We start from the raw sequence: 19985 nt of genomic DNA on the forward strand, positions 1-19985 counted from the left end.
GATTTCGCATGTGATGCATCCCACATAAAGCTCTCGAACTAGGCGGCGCTCACCCTGTGCTAATATCGCGCCCCTGTTCATTTTGTATGTGGGATGCTCCATGAAGTTGTCCATGCCGCGATTCGATCAAGCCCCTGTCTTGGTGGTCGGCGATGTCATGCTCGACCGTTACTGGCATGGCGGTACCTCACGGATTTCCCCTGAGGCGCCGGTACCGGTAGTCAAGGTCGAGCAAATCGAAGACCGTCCGGGCGGCGCTGCCAACGTTGCCCTCAATATTGCCGCCCTCGGCGCCCCGGCCTCCCTGGTCGGCGTGACCGGCGACGACGAAGCCGCCGACAGCCTGGCCAACAGCCTGCGCGGTGCCGGCGTGCGCGCGCTGTTCCAGCGCATTGCCCACCAGCCGACCATCGTCAAGCTGCGGGTCATGAGCCGTCACCAGCAACTGCTGCGTATCGATTTTGAAGAACCCTTCGCCACCGATGCCCTGGCCCTCAGCGGCCAGGTCGATGAGCTGCTCGAAGGCATCAAGGTGCTGGTGTTGTCCGACTACGGCAAAGGCGCCTTGCGCAACCACCAGGTGCTGATCCAGGCCGCCAAGGCCAAGGGCATTCCGGTACTGGCCGATCCCAAGGGCAAGGATTTCTCGATTTATCGCGGAGCCAGCCTGATCACGCCGAATCTCAGCGAGTTCGAAGCCATCGTCGGCGGTTGCGCCGATGAACACGACCTGGTCACCAAGGGCGCCGCGCTGATGGCCGACCTCGACCTGGGCGCCTTGCTGGTCACCCGTGGCGAGCACGGCATGACCTTGCTGCGTCCGGGCCACCCGGCGATGCACCTGCCGGCACGTGCCCGTGAAGTGTTCGACGTTACCGGCGCTGGCGACACCGTGATCTCCACCCTGGCCGCCTCGATTGCGGCGGGCGAAGAACTGCCCCACGCCGTGGCCCTGGCCAACTTGGCGGCGGGCATCGTAGTGGGCAAGTTGGGTACCGCTGCCATCAGCGCACCTGAATTGCGCCGTGCGATCCAGCGCTCCGAAGGCTCGGAACGCGGTGTGCTGACCATCGAACAATTGCTGCTGGCAATTGACGACGCTCGTGCCCACAACGAAAGCATTGTGTTCACCAACGGCTGCTTCGACATCCTGCACGCCGGTCACGTGACTTATCTGGAACAGGCGCGCGCCCAAGGCGATCGCCTGATCGTCGCGGTCAACGATGACGCGTCGGTCAGCCGCCTCAAAGGCCCTGGCCGTCCGATCAACAGTGTCGACCGTCGCATGGCGGTGCTTGCAGGTCTGGGCGCGGTGGACTGGGTGATCAGCTTCCCTGAAGCGACCCCGGAAAACTTGCTGGCCCAGGTCAAGCCGGACGTGCTGGTCAAAGGTGGTGACTACTCCGTCGACCAAGTGGTAGGGGCGGATATCGTCAGCGCCTACGGTGGCAAGGTCAAAGTACTGGGCCTGGTCGAGAACAGCTCGACCACCGCCATTGTCGAGAAGATCCGTAACAATGAGTAACGCTGATAAGTGGGTTCTGATCACCGGCGGCGCCGGCTTTATTGGTTCGCACCTGGTCGACGCGCTGCTTGCCAAAGGCTACGGCGTGCGAGTGCTGGATAACCTGTCCACCGGCAAGCGCAGCAATTTGCCGCTGGACAATCCACGCGTCCAATTGCTCGAAGGTGATGTGGCGGATGCCGATCTGGTAGCCCGCGCCGCCGTCGGCGCAACAGCAGTGGTGCACCTGGCGGCAGTGGCCTCGGTGCAGGCCTCGGTGGATGATCCGGTCAGCACGCACCAGAGCAATTTCGTCGGCACCTTGAATGTCTGCGAAGCCATGCGCAAGGCCGGCGTCAAACGTGTGGTGTATGCCTCCAGCGCGGCGGTGTATGGCAACAATGGCGAAGGCGCTTCGATTGACGAAGACACCACCAAGGCGCCACTGACGCCCTATGCGTCCGACAAGCTGGCCAGTGAGTTCTACTTTGACTTCTACCGTCGCCAGCACGCGCTGGAGCCGGTGATTTTCCGCTTTTTCAATATCTTCGGGCCTCGCCAGGATCCGTCATCGCCGTATTCCGGCGTGATCAGCATCTTCAGCGAGCGCGTGCAGCAGGGCGTGCCGATTGCCGTGTTCGGCGATGGCGAGCAAACCCGTGACTTCATGTACGTGGAAGACCTGGTGGACGTATTGGTTCAGGCGATTGAAGCGCCGACCGCACCGCTGGGCGCGATCAATGTGGGCTGGAACCGCACCACTACCCTCAAGCAGGTATTGCAGGCGCTGGAAGAGATTGTCGGCAACTTGCCGGCGGTGACTTACGGTCCGGCGCGTTCTGGGGATATTCGCCACTCGCGGGCGAACAATCAGCGGTTGTTGGCGAGCTTCACACTCCCCGAGCCCACACCCTTGAAGGTCGGGCTGGAGCGCTTGCTCAAAGGCTGACGCGATTTGTAGTGAGCGGGCTTGCCCCGCGCTGGGCTGCGTAGCGGCCCCAAAAAAACGCCGGAGCGCTACGCACTCCAGCGCGGGGCAAGCCCGCTCACTACAGTCTGATTCAGGCCTTGGCTTTTTTCTTAGGCACGATCTTGCGCAGCACCCGCTGTGCCAGGCGCTTCAATTTCGACTCTTTCTCCGGCTCCGCCAACCCTTGCTGGCGTAGCCAATCCTTCCAGCGAATCCGCTCTTCACGCACCAGCCAGCCTTCCTGCTGGGCGAAGCTTTCCGCCAGGTACAAACCGCGAGTACTCGCCGGGTACAGCTGGTCTTTCTTGACGGTGTACAACTCGGCCAGAGGCTGGCCGTCTTTCAACGGCATCAGGTACAGGTCAGGACGCTGGCGGTCCAGGCGTGCCACCAGTTGATCGCCTTCCAGGCGCTCGTCCACATGGAACAGGCTCAGGGACTTGGCTTCCTTGGGCACTTCCAGGCGCAGGTCATAGATCAGTTGCAGAGAGGCGGTGGGCAGGTGAACGTAGGCGCGCGGGCGCTCGATCAATTGGGTGGTGGCGCAACGTACCGGGCGGGCGGCACCGGACAGCGGGCTGAGGCGAAAGGGCAGGGCTTCACGGTAATGCAGCGCGGCGGAATAAGGCGCCGGTAGCCAAGTGTCGTTGAAGCGTCCGCCCAGCCAGCCTTCCGGCGTCTCCAGCAGGCACTCTTCGGCGATTTCCTGGATGGCGGTGTGCAGCGGCAGGTTCAGTTCATGGGCGGGTACGTAGCCGGAGATCAGCTTGAGCACCACATCGCCACGGTCTTGGCGGCGTTGGCGCACCAGCACCCAATAATCGCGGTTTTGCCAGTGCAGGGTCAGGCGTACCGATACCCCGAGGTTGGCCAGTTCCAGGGCGAAGCGCTCTGGGTCGGCCACTTCCACCGGTTTGCGCCGTTGCAGGGTCTGGGCAAAGTTGAGCGGCATGCCGACGCTCTGGTAACTCAGGCCTTCGGGGGTGGCTTCCACGTGCAGCGGCAGTGTCTTGAAGTTGCTGGGGTTTTTTCTTATGAGCGTTCGCGGCATGTCGGCTCCTTCTTGCGACGGGGTCGGCCGCGTGGGCGGCATCAGAGTTGACGAATGACCTGGGCAGCGGTCGCCACGTTATGGGCCAGGTGCAGCGGATTGATGGTCCCGACAATAGCACTGGCGACGCCCGTTTGCGCAAACAACAGCATGAAACTCGCACGAATTGGATCCATTCCAGACTCCAGGCAAACGTGACCACTGGCCAAGGCCTTTTTCACCAGGATGCCCTTGCCATGGGCGGCCGCATAATCAATGACGGCTTTCTCGGCCTGTTCGTTCAAATTGTAGGTGACCATGGCGCAATCGCCCTGTTCCAGAGCCTTCACCCCGCCTTCGACGGTTTTGCCGGAGAAGCCGAAACCGCGGATTTTGCCTTCTTTTTTCAGCTCGGCCAGGGTCTGGTAGACCTCGCAGTCGTTGAGGATGTGCAGGTCGTTACCGTCGGAGTGCACCAGCACCAGGTCGATAAAATCGGTTTCAAGTCGTTTCAAACTGCGCTCGATCGACAGGCGGGTGTGAGCCGCGCTGAAGTCGTGGGTGGATGCGCCATTCTCGAACTCTTCCCCGACCTTGCTGACAATCACCCACTCCTTGCGTTGGCCGCGCAACAGCGGGCCCAGGCGTTCCTCGCTCATGCCATAGGCCGGCGCGGTGTCGATCAGGTTGATGCCCAGTTCGCGGGCCTGTTGCAACAGCATGCGCGCCTCGTCATCACCGGGAATCTGGAAGCCGCTGGGGTACTTCACCCCTTGGTCGCGGCCCAGCTTGACGGTGCCCAGGCCCAGTGGCGAAACCATCAGGCCGGAGTTGCCCAAGGGGCGATGCAGGTCGTGCAGGGTGGGCAGGCTCATGGCAACAGTTGCTCCCAGGCAGGGACGCCGATGGCGGGTTTTGGCAGGTCGGGCAGCGGCTCGCTGGCGCTTGGGCGAATGCCGTCACGTTCCAGGCTGTTGATCACCCGATCGGCGAAGTCCGGCGCCAGCGCCAGTTTGGTCGGCCAGCCCACCAACAGGCGGCCTTCCTCGGCGATGAAGGCATTGTCGGGACGGGTGAGGCCCGATTGCAGCGGCTCGGCACGGTCGACGCGCAGGGTGGCCCACTGGGTTTGGCTCATGTCGATCCACGGCAACAGCTGAGCAAGCTCTTTCTGCGCCGTGGCGATTTGTTCTTGCGGCGTGCGCGCCACGCCATCGGCTTCGGCAATGTCGCCGCCCATGTACCACACCCAGTTGCCATCGGCGGCCGGGTGCGTGGTGACGGTGATGCGCGGCTTGGTGCCGCCGCCCAGGCAGTGGGCATACAACGGCTTCAGGCCAGGGCCTTTGGCGATGATCATGTGCAAAGGGCGCTTCTGCATCGCCGGCTGGCTCAGGCCCAGCGCGGTCAGCAGATCTGCCGTGCCCGCGCCGGCACTCAGCACGATGCGCTGGGCGCGGATCTCGCGGCCGTCCACTTTCAGGCCGCCGAGTGTGTTGCCTTCCAGCAGGGGCTCGATGTGCTGCCCGGCGAGCAAACCATCACCGGCCAGTTGCGCGAGGCGCTCGATCAGGCTCGGCACGTCGATGACCAGCTCGGCAAGGCGATAGACCTTGCCCTTGAATCGACGGTCTTGCAGGGCTGGCGGCAGGTCGTCGCCCTTGACCTGATCGACACGGCCACGCACGGCCTTACTGGCGAAGAAGCTGGTGAGGTTGCCTGCGAGGGTGCCGGGCGACCACAGGTAATGGGCTTCGGACAGCAGGCGCACGCCGGTCAGATCCAACTCACCGTTGCCCGCCAGCGCTTCACGCCAGCGGCGCGGCATGTCGGCAATGGCTTCGGAGGCGCCAGTGAGCGCGCCGTGCAGGGCGTATTTCGCACCGCCGTGAATGATCCCCTGGGACTTCACGCTTTGCCCACCCCCCAAGGTGGCGCTTTCCACCAACACCGTGGAAAACCCCTGGCGGCGCAGGCGCGCATTCAGCCAGAGGCCGGCAACCCCGGCGCCGACAATCAGAACGTCGGTGGAAATAGGCATGCGCGCGGGACCTCTGGCGTAGAAAAAGGAGGGCTAGTATAGCGCGCAGCTGCAAGTTATCAGCTGCAAGCGGCAAGTTAGACGCCGACCGCGCTGCTTTTTCTTGTCGCTTGCCGCTTAAAGCTAGCGGCTGCTTTCCTAGTGCCCGGCGGTTTTCGAGAACAACTGGATCACCACCACGCCCAACACAATCAGGCCCATCCCCAGCATCGCCGGGATATCCAGCTTCTGCCCGTAGATAAACAGCGCCGCGATGCTCACCATCACAATGCCCATCCCGGCCCACACGGCGTAGGCCACGCCCACCGGCACCGTGCGCACCACCAGCGTCAGCATCCAGAACGCCACGCCGTAGCCGACGATCACCAGCAACAGTGGGATCGGCGTACTCCAGCCCTTGATGGCCTTCATGGACACGGTGGCGATCACTTCCGAGCAGATGGCAATGGCCAAGTAGTAGTAAGCGACGTTCATGGGTCAATCCTCGGGGTAAAGCAATCAGATAAGGCTGGCATTCTAGAGTTTAATCAGATGGGGTAAAGTCATTACCTATCTGAATTGGAGATGGGTTGAGCCATGAGCGTGCAATGGGATCTGGAGCAGATGCGCCTGTTTGTCAGCGTCGCCGAACAGCGCTCGTTTTCGGCCGTGGCGCGCCAACAGCGCAAGGCGCAGTCGGCGGTGAGCAATGGGATTGCAATGCTGGAGGCGGACCTCGGCGTCAGCCTGTTCGAGCGTAGCAGCGGCCGCCAACCACGGTTGACCGAAGCCGGCAGCGTATTGCTGGAGGAAGCACGCGAAGTGCTGCGCCAATGTGAGCGCCTCAATGGCCGGGCGCTTTCACTGACCCGCGGCGAGGAGGCGTGCCTGCGCCTGGCCCAGGACGAAGCCATGCTGTTTCAGCCGGTCCTCGACAGCCTGGAAGCCCTGGCCGGCGAATACCCGTTGCTGGAAGTGCAGCTGTCCAGCGCCGCCCAAGGCGATGTGGCGCGCAAGTTGGTGGAGCGCAAGGCTGACCTGGGCCTGCTGTTCTATCACGACCAGATCCCCGAAGCCTTGGAGCGACGGGTGGTCGGCAGTGTGGAGATGGTCACGGTGTGCGGTGTAAATCACCCACTGGCCAAGGAGCAATACGTGACGTGCCAACGCCTGGCGCAGTTCCGCCAGTTGCTGATGTCGACCCAGACCAGCGTGTATCCCGGCAGCGAAGCGGCCAGCCCGCTGGTATGGCGCGCCGACAGTTTCTACGTGTTGGCCGAGTGGCTGATGAGCGGCCTGGGTTGGGCCTGGCTGCCCCGGCATATCGTGCAGTACCCGACCTATCAGCAACAGATGGTGGAGCTGGACAGCGAATGGACGCCGCCGGCCCTGGTGGTGGAGTTGGTCTGGCGCCGCGACGAACACCTGGGACCTGCCGCGCGCTTCCTGGCCAAACGATTTGCCGAGTGCTTGCAGGCGATCGACTGAAAAAGCCGATAAACTCCGCCGCCATGAATAGAACTCTCTACAGCTGTCTGTTTTACCTGGCGCTGCCGTTGGTGGCTTTACGTCTGTGGCTGCGCGCGCGCAAGGCGCCGGCCTATGCCAAGCGCGTCGGCGAACGTTTCTCCTATGGCCTGCCGGTGATGCAGCCCGGCGGGATCTGGGTGCATGCTGTGTCGGTAGGCGAGAGCATTGCCGCCGCGCCCATGGTGCGCGGGTTGCTGGCGCGTTATCCGACGCTGCCGATCACTGTTACCTGCATGACGCCCACCGGGTCCGAGCGCATCCAGGCATTGTTCGCCAACGAGCCACGCATCCAGCATTGCTATTTGCCGTATGACTTGCCGTGCGCGGCCAGACGTTTCCTCGACCGTGTGCAGCCGAAACTGGCGGTGATCATGGAAACCGAGCTGTGGCCCAACCATATCCACGCCTGCGCCCAGCGTGGGATTCCGGTGGCATTGGCGAATGCGCGGCTGTCGGCGCGTTCGGCCAAGGGCTACGCGCGCTTTGCCAAGCTGACGGCGCCGATGCTGGCACAAATGAGCCTGTTCGCCGTACAGACGCACGCCGAAGCCCAACGCTTCCTGAGCCTCGGCGCTCGGCCGGAAACCGTCGAAGTCACTGGTTCGATCAAGTTCGACCTGACCATCGACCCCGAGCTGCCAGCGCGGGCCGCCGCGTTGCGCGCGCAATGGGGCGCCAGCGAACGTCCGGTATGGATCGCCGCGAGTACCCATGAAGGTGAAGATGACGTCGTCTTGGCAGCCCATCGCCAATTGCTCGAAAGCTATCCCAACGCGCTGCTGATCCTGGTGCCGCGCCACCAGGAGCGCTTCGGGCCGATGTTCGAGCTGTGCCAGCAGCAAGGTTTTGCCACCGTGCGTCGCTCCAGCGGCGAAGCCGTCACCGCGCAAACCTCGGTTCTGCTCGGCGACACTATGGGCGAATTGCTGTTTCTCTACGCTTTGGCCGACAGCGCTTTTGTCGGCGGCAGCCTGGTGGCGACCGGCGGGCACAATCCCCTGGAGCCGGCGGCATTGGCCAAGCCTGTGATCATGGGGCCGCACGTGTTCAACTTCCTCGAAATCACCACGATGATGCGTGAAGCCGGGGCGTTGCGCGAGGTGGATGACGCCGAAGGCTTGGCCGAAGCCGTGCGCCAGTTATTCGAACTGCCGCAGGATGCGCGCAAGATGGCGCAGGCGGGACTCAAGGTGATGCAGGCCAATCAGGGCGCGTTGAAGCGCTTGCTGGATGGCCTGGGGCGTTTGCTTCAATAGCCGGGGCGGGCTTTCAATTGCTCGGCGGCGGCTTTGGCCAGGTCCGGCGGCAGGAAGTCGCGGTCCGGGTTGTAGTCAGCCTTTAAGTAGCGCGCCAGGTCCTGCAAGTCACCTGGGTTCAAAGTGCCTGCCGCCTGCTTCAAGCGCAGGTTGTCGAGGATGTAGTCATAACGGCTGTTGTTGTAGTTACGCACCGACGCGTAGAGCTGGCGTTGTGAATCCAGCACATCGACGATGTTACGCGTACCCACCTGATAACCGATTTGCGTGGCTTCCACCGCGCTCTGGTTGGAGATGATCGACTGGCGGCGCGCTTGCACCTGCTCCACATCGGTGTTCACCGCACGGTGCAGGTTGCGGGTGTTTTCCACCACCTGGCGGCGCAGGCCTTCGCGCTGTTGCTCGGTCTGGCCCAGGCGCGAGTAGGACTCACGCACTTGCGAGCTGGTCAGCCCGCCGCTGTAGATCGGGATGCTCAGGCGCAGGCCGATGGTGCGTTGTTCCACATCGCCGCGGTACGGCGTGCCGAAGGCATTCGGGTTGCTGAAACCCAGGGCGTCGTTGTCACCTTTTTCGTATTGCGCCACGGCGTCCAGGGTCGGGGCATGCCCGGCCTTGCGCTGCTTGAGGGTTTCTTCGGCGGCGGTGACGGCGTAGTTGCTGGCCAGCAGGTTGAGGTTCTGGCGGCCGGCGGTTTCTACCCAGGCCTTGGCGTCGTTCGGCAGCGGTGGTAGCACCGGCAGCGTGTGGACAATGCCCTGGATCGAGTTGTATTGGCGGTTGGTCAGCGTGATCAAGGCTTCGAACGCGTCCTCCACCTGGCGTTGGGCCAGGATGCGGTTGGCGCGGGCGGTGTCGTAGCTGGCCTGGGATTGCAGCACGTCGGTCTTGTCCGACAGGCCGACGTCGAAGCGCTCGTTGGACTGGTCCAGTTGGCGCTTGAAGGCATTCTCTTCGGCCTTGGTCGACGCCAGGTTGTCCTGGGCGCGCAGCACGGCGAAGTAATTTTCGGCGCTTTGCAGGATCAGGTTCTGCTCGGTGGCCGACAGTTGCAGCGCCGCCTGCTCGTTGGTGGCCTCGGCCGCCTGCAGTTGGAACCAGCGGTCGGCGCGGAACAGCGGCTGGCTCAAGGTGGCCCGCCAGGAATGCGCATCGCGGTTGGCGGTGGCGGCGGGCGTGTCGATCTGGGTGCGCACGTTATTGATGTCGGCGCCACCGGTCAGGTTCGGCAGCAGCCCGGCGCGGGCCTGGGGCACCACTTCTTTTTGCGCGCCGTATTGGGCGCGGGCGGCGGCCAGGTCGGCGTTGTTGTCCACCGCTTCCTGGTAGACGCTGACCAAGTCAGTTTTAGCGGACAAGGGCGCTTCAGCTGCCCAGACCATTCCGTTGGTCGCACAAGACACGGCGAGAGCCAGTGAAAGTTTGCGCAGCATGAGGCGATCCCTAGATAAATATTATGGATGTAATTTCGAGCCCAAGGCTAAGGCTCGCCTTTTGTGGCGTCAAGCCTTAAGCAGTTCCCGAGTGTAGTGGCGCGGTCACCGCACAACAATCTGCAAAAGAGCCATTCATCACGCTGAATGCACCGCCATTGGCAATTTGCCCACGCCATGGTCTAGACTGGCCGCGTTCTTGTCGGGGTGCCTTGTTGGAAGGCTGAGATCGGTAAATACCGGATCCCGTTGAACCTGATCAGGTTAGCGCCTGCGTAGGGAACAAGATTTCTCGTCACCCGGCGAGTCCTCTTGTGCTTCGTCCGGGTTGTTGTTCGTTTTTTGAACAGCTCTCGTGCGCCAAGCACAGCACTGGTTTCAGTGCGTCCATCCGTCACAGGTTCGCTCCGACAAAAATCCACCGCCTGGATAAGTTGGAGAGCCCGTGATGACGACAAAACTAAAAAATACCGTGCACCTGAGTGAATCGGCCAAGGTCGACTCCGGCTCTGTGCAACCCTTTACCCGCTCGCAAAAAATCTACGTACAAGGCACCCGCCCGGACATTCGCGTGCCGATGCGTGAAATCAGCCTGGACGTGACCCCCACCGACTTCGGCGGTGAAATCAACGCGCCGGTCGTGGTCTATGACACCTCCGGCCCGTACACCGACCCTAACGTCATCATTGACGTGCGCAAAGGCCTTGGCGATGTACGTTCGCCGTGGATCGAAGTGCGTAATGACACCGAGCGCTTGCCTGGCCTCAGCTCGCATTTCGGCCAGCAACGCTTGAGCGATGCCGAACTCACCGCGCTGCGCTTCGCCCACGTGAAGAACCCGCGTCGCGCCAAGGCCGGCGCCAACGTCACGCAGATGCACTACGCGCGCAAAGGCATCATCACCGCCGAGATGGAATACGTCGCTATCCGCGAAAACATGAAGCTGGAAGAAGCCCGCGCCACTGGCCTGCTCGACCAGCAACACGCCGGTCACAGCTTTGGCGCCAGCGTGCCGAAGATCATCACCCCGGAGTTTGTGCGCGAAGAAATCGCCCGTGGCCGCGCGATCATCCCGGCCAACATCAACCACACCGAACTGGAACCGATGATCATCGGCCGTAACTTCCTGGTGAAGATCAACGGCAACATCGGCAACAGCGCCCTGGGTTCGTCCATCGAAGAAGAAGTGGCGAAACTGACCTGGGGCATTCGCTGGGGTTCGGACACCGTGATGGATTTGTCCACCGGCAAGCACATCCACGAAACCCGCGAGTGGATCATCCGCAACTCGCCCGTGCCGATTGGCACCGTGCCGATCTACCAGGCCCTGGAAAAAGTCGGCGGCGCCGCCGAAGACCTGACCTGGGAGTTATTCCGCGACACCCTGATCGAACAGGCCGAGCAAGGTGTGGATTACTTCACCATCCACGCCGGCGTGCTGCTGCGCTATGTGCCGCTGACCGCCAAGCGCGTCACCGGCATCGTGTCCCGTGGCGGTTCGATCATGGCCAAGTGGTGCCTGGCGCACCACAAAGAGAACTTTACCTACACGCATTTCGACGAAATCTGCGAAATCATGAAGGCCTACGACGTCAGCTTCTCTCTCGGCGACGGCCTGCGCCCAGGCTCGATTGCCGACGCCAACGACGCCGCGCAATTCGGCGAGCTGGAAACTCTCGGCGAGCTGACCAAGACCGCCTGGAAGCACGACGTGCAAACCATGATCGAAGGCCCTGGCCACGTGCCGATGCAGTTGATCAAGGAGAACATGGACAAGCAGCTCGAATGCTGCGACGAAGCGCCGTTCTACACCCTCGGCCCGCTGACCACCGACATTGCGCCGGGCTATGACCACATTACCTCCGGCATCGGCGCGGCGATGATCGGCTGGTTCGGTTGCGCCATGCTCTGCTACGTCACGCCTAAGGAGCACTTGGGCCTGCCGAACAAGGATGACGTGAAGACCGGGATCATCACCTACAAGATCGCCGCCCACGCGGCTGACCTTGCCAAAGGCCATCCGGGCGCGCAGATCCGCGATAACGCCTTGAGCAAGGCGCGTTTCGAGTTCCGCTGGGAAGACCAGTTCAACCTGGGCTTGGATCCGGATACCGCGCGTTCGTACCACGATGAAACCCTGCCGAAGGACTCGGCCAAGGTCGCGCATTTCTGCTCCATGTGCGGGCCGAAGTTCTGCTCGATGAAGATCACCCAGGAAGTGCGTGAATACGCGGCCAACCAGCGCATTGAAACGGTGGATGTGGATGTGGCCAAAGGCTTGGCCGAGCAGGCGGAGCGGTTCAAGCAGGAAGGCAGTCAGCTGTACAAAAAGGTCTGATCCGGGACTGTAGTTGTCCTTAATGGCCTCTTCGCGAGCAAGCCCGCTCCCACATTTGGAACGCATTCCAAATGTGGGAGCGGGCTTGCTCGCGAATGCAATCTCCCAAACAACAAATGTTCCTCAGAGATAACACCCTTGAGCATTCAACCGAGTACTTACTCCCCGGACATCGCAGTACCGAGCGACAAAAGAGTCTTCGGCGCCCGCGACCTGTTCTCCCTGTGGTTCTCCCTCGGCATCGGCCTGATGGTCCTGCAAACCGGCGCCTTGCTTGCGCCGGGCCTGGGCCTGTCCGGTTCGTTGCTGGCGATTTTCCTCGGCACCCTGGTGGGTGTCCTGTTGCTGGCCGCCGTCGGCGTGATCGGCAGCGACACCGGCCTGTCCGCCATGGCGGCCCTCAAGCTCAGCCTTGGCGCCAAAGGCGCCAGCCTGCCGGCGCTGCTCAACCTGCTGCAGTTGATCGGCTGGGGTTCGTTTGAAATCATCGTGATGCGCGATGCAGCCAGCCTGTTGGGCACGCGGGCGTTCAGTGACGGCAGCCTGCTGGCCAGCCCATTGCTGTGGACCCTGTTCTTCGGCGGCCTGGCAACGCTGCTGGCGGTCAGTGGCCCGCTGACCTTTGTGCGCCAGATTTTGCGCAAATGGGGCATCTGGCTGCTGCTCGCCGCCTGCCTGTGGCTGACGTGGAATTTGTTCGCCAAAGCCGACCTCGCCGCACTCTGGGCCAGGGCGGGTGACGGTTCGATGCCATTTGCGGTGGGTTTTGATATCGCCATCGCCATGCCGCTGTCGTGGCTGCCGCTGATCGCGGATTACTCACGCTTCGGCAAGCGTGCCAAAAGTGTGTTCGGCGGTACCGCGCTGGGGTTCTTTATCGGTAATTTCTGGCTGATGAGCCTGGGTGTGGCCTACACCCTGGCGTTTGCGCCGAGCGGCGAAGTGAACGCGCTGTTGCTGGCGTTGGCCGGGGCTGGCCTGGGGATCCCGCTGCTATTGATCCTGTTGGACGAATCGGAAAACGCCTTCGCCGATATTCACTCGGCGGCGGTTTCCAGCGGGATATTGCTGCGCCTGAAGGTCGAGCACCTGGCGCTGGCGATTGGCGTGATCTGCACGCTCATCGCCTGCTTTGCGCCATTGGCTCAGTACCAGAACTTCCTGCTGCTGATCGGCTCGGTATTTGCGCCGCTGTTTGGCGTGGTGCTGGTGGATCACTTCATCCTGCGCCGTCGTAGCGGGGGAGCCTTAGCCAGCCTGCGCTGGCCGGCGTTAATCGCCTGGCTGGGTGGCATTGCGGTTTACCACCTGCTGGCCAATCTGTATCCGGACATCGGCGCGACCCTGCCGGCGCTGGTGCTGGCAGGGCTGTTGCAGCTGATCCTGGGCCGGGCCTTCAGCGGCGCGCAGGCACCAGTTCAGGCTTGAGGATGCCTTCCAGGCGCGAGTACGGAATCTGCAACTCGACGTGGCCCAAGGCATACGGCGCGATGGTGGTGGTGGGGTACTTGAGGATCACGCCACCGTAGGTGAGCGCCACGTTCGGGGTTTTCTGGAAGGGGTACTGTTTCACGTACTCCGGCTCCAGGCTCAGGCGGGTGCTGATCAGCCAGCTGTTATGGGCCACTTGGGCGGCTTTCCAGAAGGCGTCTTCCTTGCCGGGCAGCAACATGTCGGTGAGGGTCAGGGCCTTTTGCTGCTGGCGCGAATAGTTGATGAAAGCACGGCCTGGCTCGCCGTGGGTGGCGCCCTGGTCCAGGTAGCTGGAGAGTTCGATGATCACCAAGCCGTCATGCTGCTCACGTACCTTGGCCTGCAAGTACATGCTGTTGCGTGGAGCGGCCGTGCGCAGGAACTGCTCGCTGTAGGTCGCGAGGCTGGTTGGCAGCGGGTCGGCCTGGGTCATTTCCAGCAGGCGCTGTTCGATCAAGGCGTCCAGCTTGGGCTCCTTGGCAAAGTGCACCGTGTCGATGTTCACCAGCGGGCAATCGGCGCTGGCGCAGCCTGGCTTGCTTTGCTCGGTGGCGTCGCGGGTGGCGTCCAGCGGGGCTTTATAGCTGGGCTGGAACAGGCTTTGGCAGGCACCGAGGGTCAATGCGATACAGGCCACGGAGGCGATTTTTAAAAGCGACATGTAGGGTCTTCGTCCGTCGATAAGAGCGAAATTGTGCAGCTTCGACTACCGGCAAGGCAGTCAGTTCGCCACTAAGCTGATTAGAGTGAGTTTGACGCCCGCCGTCTATCCCGGCAACTGGAAAGGGGCTGCATCCAGAGGCATGAGCGCGTTAGGATGGCGCCAATTGCGCAGGTTCAACGGGGATGGATATGACGGATTTTGCAAAGTCGGCGCCGGACAAGATCGAAATTGTTCAGCACGACAATCTCTACAAAGGCTTCTACAAGCTGGATCAGATACAACTGCGCCATGAAAAATTCGACGGCAGCATGAGCCGTGTGATCAACCGCGAAGTGTTTGTTCGTCATGATGCCGTGTGTGTATTGCCCTACGACCCGCAGCGCGATGAAGTGGTGTTGAACGAGCAGTTTCGCGTCGGAGCCATGGGCCGTACCGACAACCCCTGGATGATCGAGATGGTCGCCGGCCTGATCGACAAGGACGAGCAACCCGAGGAGGTTGCACACCGCGAAGCCGAGGAGGAAGCTGGGCTGACATTCTCCGCGTTGTGGCCGATCACCAAGTATTTCCCGTCGCCCGGCGGCAGTACCGAATATGTGCACTTGTACCTGGGTCGCTGCGACAGCGCCGGTGTGGGGGGCGTCCATGGATTGGAAGAAGAAGCTGAAGATATCCGCGTCACCGTCTGGGCCTTCGAAGATGCCCTGCAAGCGGTGCGCGACGGCAAAATTTCCAACGCAGCCAGCATTATCGCCCTGCAATGGCTTGCGCTTAATCGCGCGGAAGTGAGGGGGTTATGGCAGTAAAGGCACGGGAACGTTATCGAGTCGACCTGATCGGGCTGCAAGCGGCTTGCGAGGCCAACTACGCGCGGCTGATGCGCTTGCTCCCCGACATGCGCCATGCCCCGGAGGCCCGCCGTATCGGCGTGACCCACGGCGACCAGATGCTCGGCGTGCTGGCGCTGGAAGTTATCGTCAATTGCCCGTACACCACCACCTTGCGCGTACGTCAGGAACACAGCCTGCCCTGGCTGCCGGTGCCGCAGTTGGAAGTGCAGGTGTACCACGACGCGCGGATGGCCGAAGTCATCAGCGCCGAACATGCACGACGCTTTCGCAGCATCTATCCTTACCCCAACGTGTTCATGCACCAGCCCGATGAGAAAGCACAGCTCAATGTGTTCCTCGGTGAATGGTTGAGCCATTGCCTGGCCTTGGGCCATGAGTTCGAAGTTGTGCGTTAGATGTGAACTGCATCTGCTTCCCAAGGTTTCCTCTTGTGTCCTGCCCCAGCATAATCACGCCACACGTCCATTCCTGTGATTGCCTTGGGAGAGCGCCTTGCCGAGCGTATCCACTGTGAGTCCCGATGCGCCCGCATTGCTGGTGCAACTGTCCGACAGCCATTTGTTTGCCGAGGCCGACGGTACGCTGCTGGGCATGAACACCCGCGAAAGCCTGCAAGGCGTCATTGAGCTGGTGCGCGCGCAGCAGCCGCGCATCGATTTGGTGTTGGCCACGGGGGACCTGTCCCAGGACGGCACGCTGGAGTCGTACCAGCAATTTCGCGACATGACCCGGCAGATCGACGCCCCGGCGCGCTGGATTCCTGGCAATCATGACGAGCCGCAGATCATGGCTCACGCTGCCGTGCACAGCGATCTGCTGGAGCCGGTGGTCGATATCGGCAACTGGCGCGTGACCCTGCTGGATTCCGCCGTACCCGGTTCAGTGCCGGGCTACCTGCAAGACCAACAGCTGCAGCTGCTCGCCCAGGCCCTGAGCGAAGCGCCGAACCGTCATCATCTGGTGTGTTTTCACCATCATCCGGTGCCCATCGGTTGCGCCTGGATGGACCCCATTGGCTTGCGCAATCCTGAGGCATTGTTTGCCGTGCTTGACCGTTTTCCGCAGGTGCGGGCGGTACTGTGGGGGCATGTGCACCAGGAAATCGACCGCGAGCGCAACGGCGTGCGCCTGCTGGCATCGCCGTCCACCTGCATCCAGTTCGCACCGGGCAGCGAGGATTTCAAGGTCAGCGAGCAAGCGCCGGGCTACCGCTGGCTGCGGCTGCATGCCGACGGACGGTTGGAGACCGGGGTAGAGCGCTTGGTCGGCTTCGCGTTTACGGTGGATTACGGTAGCAACGGCTACTGAGATTTACCTGTAAACTGCGCCTTTTTGGCGCAAGCATGGAGAGCCCGGCATGTCCGCTTCGATCCTGTATATCCACGGTTTCAACAGCGCGCCTGCGTCCAACAAGGCCACTCAATTGATCACCGTAATGGGTGCCATTGGCCTGGCCGACCAATTGCGCGTACCGGCCCTGCATCACCATCCCCGTCAGGCGATTCCTCAGTTGGAAGCCGCGATCGCTGAACTGGGGCGGCCACTGCTGGTCGGCAGCTCACTCGGCGGCTACTATGCAACCCATCTTGCCGAGCGCCATGGCCTCAAGGCGCTGCTGGTAAACCCGGCGGTCAACCCTCACCGGATGTTCGACGGTTACCTGGGCACCCAGAAGAACCTCTACACCGATGAAACCTGGGAACTGACCCACGACCACGTCACGGCGCTGGCCGAGCTGGAAGTACCGGCTCCCCAGGATGCGGCGCGGTATCAGGTGTGGTTGCAGACCGGGGATGAAACCCTGGATTATCGCCTCGCCCAGCAGTATTACCGGGCCTGTGCCTTGCGCATCCAGGCCGGCGGCGACCATGGTTACCAGGGGTTCGCCCAGCAATTGCCGGCCATGTTGAGCTTTGCCGGCATTGGCGCAGATCAGTATCAATCCTTCGATTTTTCTTCATTGTAAGAATCGCAGGTCACTTTTTAATCGAACGACTCACGACGAGACCCCATGGCCACTCCCAGCGCTAGCTCTTATAACGCCGACGCCATCGAAGTCCTCTCGGGCCTCGACCCGGTGCGCAAACGCCCCGGCATGTATACCGACACCAGTCGGCCGAACCACCTTGCCCAGGAAGTCATCGACAACAGCGTCGACGAAGCCCTGGCCGGCCACGCCAAGTCGGTGCATGTCATTCTCCACGCTGACCATTCCCTGGAAGTGTCCGACGATGGTCGCGGCATGCCGGTGGACATCCACCCTGAAGAGGGTGTGCCCGGCGTTGAGCTGATCCTCACCAAGCTGCATGCTGGCGGTAAGTTCTCTAACAAGAACTACCAGTTCTCCGGTGGCTTGCACGGTGTGGGTATTTCCGTGGTCAACGCCCTGTCTACGCTGGTTCGCGTCAGGGTCAAGCGCGACGGCAACGAGTACGAGATGACGTTCGCCGATGGCTACAAAGCCACCGACTTGGCAGTGATCGGCACCGTTGGCAAGCGCAATACCGGCACCAGCGTGTACTTTGCACCGGACCCGAAATATTTCGATTCGCCAAAATTTTCCATCAGCCGCCTCAAGCACGTGCTCAAGGCCAAGGCCGTGCTGTGCCCAGGCCTGCTGGTGACCTTTGAAGACAAAGGCACCGGTGAGAAGGTCGAGTGGCACTACGAAGATGGCCTGCGCTCGTATCTGGAGGATTCCGTCAGCGACTTCGAGCGCCTGCCCAACGAGCCGTTCTGCGGCAGCCTGGCCGGTAATAAAGAAGCCGTGGACTGGGCGTTGTTGTGGCTGCCGGAAGGTGGCGACAGCGTGCAGGAAAGCTACGTCAACCTGATCCCGACCGCTCAGGGCGGCACCCACGTCAACGGTTTGCGCCAGGGCTTGCTGGATGCCATGCGCGAATTCTGCGAATACCGCAGCCTGTTGCCGCGCGGCGTGAAGCTGGCGCCGGAAGACGTGTGGGAGCGCATCGCGTTCGTGCTGTCGATGAAAATGCAGGAGCCGCAATTCTCCGGCCAGACCAAAGAACGCCTGTCGTCCCGCGAGGCAGCGGCGTTTGTCTCCGGCGTGGTCAAGGACGCGTTCAGCCTGTGGCTCAACGAACACCCTGAACTGGGCCTGGCCCTGGCGGAACTGGCGATCAACAACGCCGGCCGTCGCCTGAAGGCCAGCAAGAAGGTCGAGCGCAAGCGCATCACCCAGGGCCCGGCATTGCCCGGCAAGCTGGCCGATTGCGCCGGGCAAGACCCGATGCGCTCCGAGCTGTTCCTGGTGGAAGGTGACTCCGCCGGTGGTTCCGCCAAGCAAGCACGGGACAAGGAATTCCAGGCGATCCTGCCGTTGCGCGGCAAAATCCTCAACACCTGGGAAGTCGATGGCAGCGAAGTCCTGGCCAGCCAGGAAGTGCACAACATCGCCGTGGCCATTGGGGTAGACCCAGGCGCGGCGGACATGAGCCAACTGCGCTACGGCAAGATCTGCATCCTCGCCGACGCCGACTCCGACGGCCTGCACATCGCCACGCTGCTGTGCGCGCTGTTCGTGCAGCACTTCCGCCCGCTGGTGGATGCCGGCCACGTCTACGTCGCCATGCCGCCGTTGTACCGGATCGACCTGGGCAAGGAGATTTACTACGCCCTGGACGAGGCTGAGCGCGACGGCATTCTCGACCGCCTGGTGGCCGAGAAGAAGCGCGGCAAGCCACAGGTCACACGATTCAAGGGCCTGGGTGAAATGAACCCGCCGCAGCTGCGCGAAACCACCATGGACCCCAACACTCGGCGCCTGGTGCAGTTGACCCTGGGCGACGACTTCGCCGCCACCTCGGAAATGATGGACATGCTGCTGGCGAAGAAACGCGCACCGGACCGCAAATCCTGGCTGGAGTCAAAAGGCAACCTGGCCGAGGTTCTGGGCTGATGCGCACAGGTTTCGCCCTGGCGATCCTGATGTTGAGCGGGCTGGCGGCTACCCCAGTGGTTGCCGCACCCGTGGCTGAGCTGAAGCTGCTGTCCGAGCACCCGGTGGATGGCATGCGCGGCGGTAACCTGTCGGGCCTGGCCTTGTGTGGCACGGAGTTGTGGACGGTTTCCGACCGCGATGATGACCAGATCTACCGCCTGGATATCAGCGCGCCGACCTGGCAGGCCGAGGCGGTAAAGATCGACGTGCCACCGGTGCCCGAGTCCGGGTTGCCCTGGGGTTTGCGTTCGCGCACCAAGGCCGCATCGTTCATTCGCGGTGGTGACTTGGACTTTGAAGGCATCACCTGCGATGCCGCTGGCAACCGCTACATAGTCAGTGAAGCCCATGCGGCGGTGCTGCAAGTGCCGGTGACGGGCGCGCCTGAGTGGTTGAAGATCGCGCCGGGCATGGTGCGTGAAGCGCGCGCCAGCGGCATGCTGCTGCACTTCAATGCATTGTTTGAAGGCCTGGCGATCAACCCCGAAGGCAACCAGATTTGGCTGGCCGCTGAGCGCGAAAGACGTGGACTGATCTCGATCAAGCGTCCGCAAAGCCTGTGGGACTGTGACGGCCCCTGCGTCTTGTTGAGCGAGGCCGGCCAGGAAGTGCAACCGGCCCAGTTCCCGAACGCCAAGGCGGTGTCCAAGGATTTCGCCGACCTGGCGCTGTTCAACGGCAAGCTGTTTACCCTGGAGCGCAATGCGTTCCAGATTTGCCGGCGGGATGCGGTCACGGCCAAGGTCGAGCTGTGCTGGTCGTTTGCCGACGAGACCCTAACGCCCGAGCGGCGTTATCCCCAGCCCTATGGCCTGGCCGAAGCCCTGGTGGTGGATGCCGACGGTGCCTGGCTGGGCATCGACAACAACTTCGGCCCGCGTGCCGATGGTGAAAAGCGCCCCGTGGTCTATCGTTTCGCCGCCCCTGCCGGTGGCTGGAGCGCTCGCCCATGAGC

At 62.2% G+C, this 19985-nt stretch carries 18 protein-coding genes and 1 riboswitch; of the genes, 12 read left to right on the forward strand and 6 right to left on the reverse strand.

Annotated features, from left to right (window positions below; translation table 11 throughout):
• The first annotated feature begins 100 nt into the window (after positions 1-100).
• Both hldE and AYR47_RS09615 read left to right on the forward strand, forming a co-directional pair.
• Entirely contained in the window at positions 101-1525 is a 1425-nt protein-coding gene (hldE, locus tag AYR47_RS09610) for a bifunctional D-glycero-beta-D-manno-heptose-7-phosphate kinase/D-glycero-beta-D-manno-heptose 1-phosphate adenylyltransferase HldE (RefSeq protein ID WP_033897841.1), read from the forward strand.
• Positions 1518-2453: an NAD-dependent epimerase/dehydratase family protein gene (locus AYR47_RS09615; RefSeq protein ID WP_061435064.1), complete on the forward strand. Its 936-nt coding sequence runs from the start codon at positions 1518-1520 to the stop codon at positions 2451-2453. Before hldE ends, AYR47_RS09615 begins: the two co-directional genes overlap by 8 nt.
• Positions 2454-2565: 112 nt before the next feature.
• Here AYR47_RS09615 and AYR47_RS09620 read toward each other — a convergent pair whose 3' ends face one another.
• The 4 genes from AYR47_RS09620 to AYR47_RS09635 form a co-directional block, all read right to left on the reverse strand.
• Complete coding sequence (locus AYR47_RS09620; protein ID WP_028615485.1) at positions 2566-3525, reverse strand: hypothetical protein; 960 nt, start codon at positions 3523-3525, stop codon at positions 2566-2568.
• Between the two features lie 41 nt (positions 3526-3566).
• Positions 3567-4379, reverse strand: a complete 813-nt coding sequence (locus AYR47_RS09625; protein WP_061435066.1) for an aldo/keto reductase — start codon at positions 4377-4379, stop codon at positions 3567-3569.
• Entirely contained in the window at positions 4376-5545 is a 1170-nt protein-coding gene (locus tag AYR47_RS09630; protein WP_061435067.1) for an NAD(P)/FAD-dependent oxidoreductase, read from the reverse strand. The genes AYR47_RS09625 and AYR47_RS09630 overlap by 4 nt, the downstream gene beginning before the upstream one ends.
• 138 nt (positions 5546-5683) lie before the next feature.
• Complete coding sequence (locus AYR47_RS09635; protein ID WP_010213655.1) at positions 5684-6019, reverse strand: DMT family transporter; 336 nt, start codon at positions 6017-6019, stop codon at positions 5684-5686.
• 102 nt (positions 6020-6121) lie between these two features.
• On the opposite strand from AYR47_RS09635, the gene AYR47_RS09640 reads away from it, so the two are divergent.
• Both AYR47_RS09640 and waaA read left to right on the forward strand, forming a co-directional pair.
• A complete protein-coding gene (locus AYR47_RS09640) occupies positions 6122-7012 on the forward strand; it encodes a LysR family transcriptional regulator (protein ID WP_033897848.1) in 891 nt (296 codons plus the stop codon).
• 23 nt (positions 7013-7035) lie between these two features.
• Entirely contained in the window at positions 7036-8310 is a 1275-nt protein-coding gene (gene waaA / locus AYR47_RS09645; RefSeq protein WP_061435069.1) for a lipid IV(A) 3-deoxy-D-manno-octulosonic acid transferase, read from the forward strand.
• On the opposite strand, the gene AYR47_RS09650 is transcribed toward waaA, so the two are convergent.
• Positions 8304-9743 (reverse strand): TolC family outer membrane protein, encoded by a 1440-nt coding sequence (locus tag AYR47_RS09650; RefSeq protein WP_061435071.1) that lies wholly within the window; start codon positions 9741-9743, stop codon positions 8304-8306. The genes waaA and AYR47_RS09650 overlap by 7 nt on opposite strands.
• Before the next feature lie 193 nt (positions 9744-9936).
• A riboswitch (TPP riboswitch) is annotated at positions 9937-10042 on the forward strand.
• Between the two features lie 149 nt (positions 10043-10191).
• Here AYR47_RS09650 and thiC point away from each other — a divergent pair.
• Together thiC and cytX are read left to right on the forward strand one after the other, a co-directional pair.
• Positions 10192-12081 (forward strand): phosphomethylpyrimidine synthase ThiC, encoded by a 1890-nt coding sequence (gene thiC, locus AYR47_RS09655; RefSeq protein WP_033897850.1) that lies wholly within the window; start codon positions 10192-10194, stop codon positions 12079-12081.
• Positions 12082-12219: 138 nt separating this feature from the next.
• Complete coding sequence (gene cytX / locus AYR47_RS09660) at positions 12220-13509, forward strand: putative hydroxymethylpyrimidine transporter CytX (protein WP_061435073.1); 1290 nt, start codon at positions 12220-12222, stop codon at positions 13507-13509.
• Here cytX and AYR47_RS09665 read toward each other — a convergent pair.
• On the reverse strand, positions 13478-14215 hold the full coding sequence (locus AYR47_RS09665; RefSeq protein ID WP_033897852.1) for an RsiV family protein: 738 nt from the start codon (positions 14213-14215) through the stop codon (positions 13478-13480). The genes cytX and AYR47_RS09665 overlap by 32 nt on opposite strands.
• 191 nt (positions 14216-14406) lie before the next feature.
• Between AYR47_RS09665 and AYR47_RS09670 the strand changes: the two genes are divergently transcribed.
• From AYR47_RS09670 to AYR47_RS09695, 6 genes are all read left to right on the forward strand, one after another.
• Entirely contained in the window at positions 14407-15024 is a 618-nt protein-coding gene (locus AYR47_RS09670) for an NUDIX domain-containing protein (RefSeq protein ID WP_033897867.1), read from the forward strand.
• Positions 15015-15464, forward strand: coding sequence for a DUF1249 domain-containing protein (locus tag AYR47_RS09675; protein ID WP_003171323.1), 450 nt, complete (start codon positions 15015-15017; stop codon positions 15462-15464). The genes AYR47_RS09670 and AYR47_RS09675 overlap by 10 nt, the downstream gene beginning before the upstream one ends.
• A gap of 97 nt (positions 15465-15561) precedes the next feature.
• Positions 15562-16377: a 3',5'-cyclic-AMP phosphodiesterase gene (gene cpdA / locus AYR47_RS09680; protein WP_061435075.1), complete on the forward strand. Its 816-nt coding sequence runs from the start codon at positions 15562-15564 to the stop codon at positions 16375-16377.
• Positions 16378-16426: 49 nt separating this feature from the next.
• Entirely contained in the window at positions 16427-17035 is a 609-nt protein-coding gene (locus tag AYR47_RS09685; protein ID WP_061435077.1) for a YqiA/YcfP family alpha/beta fold hydrolase, read from the forward strand.
• Between the two features lie 45 nt (positions 17036-17080).
• Complete coding sequence (gene parE / locus AYR47_RS09690; RefSeq protein ID WP_033897857.1) at positions 17081-18988, forward strand: DNA topoisomerase IV subunit B; 1908 nt, start codon at positions 17081-17083, stop codon at positions 18986-18988.
• The gene (locus AYR47_RS09695) at positions 18988-19983 is read left to right on the forward strand and encodes an esterase-like activity of phytase family protein (protein ID WP_061435080.1); all 996 of its coding nucleotides are present in this window, start codon (positions 18988-18990) and stop codon (positions 19981-19983) included. The genes parE and AYR47_RS09695 overlap by 1 nt, the downstream gene beginning before the upstream one ends.
• Positions 19984-19985: the final 2 nt, after the last annotated feature.

This window comes from Pseudomonas azotoformans (assembly GCF_001579805.1).
Taxonomy (GTDB): domain Bacteria; phylum Pseudomonadota; class Gammaproteobacteria; order Pseudomonadales; family Pseudomonadaceae; genus Aquipseudomonas; species Aquipseudomonas azotoformans_A.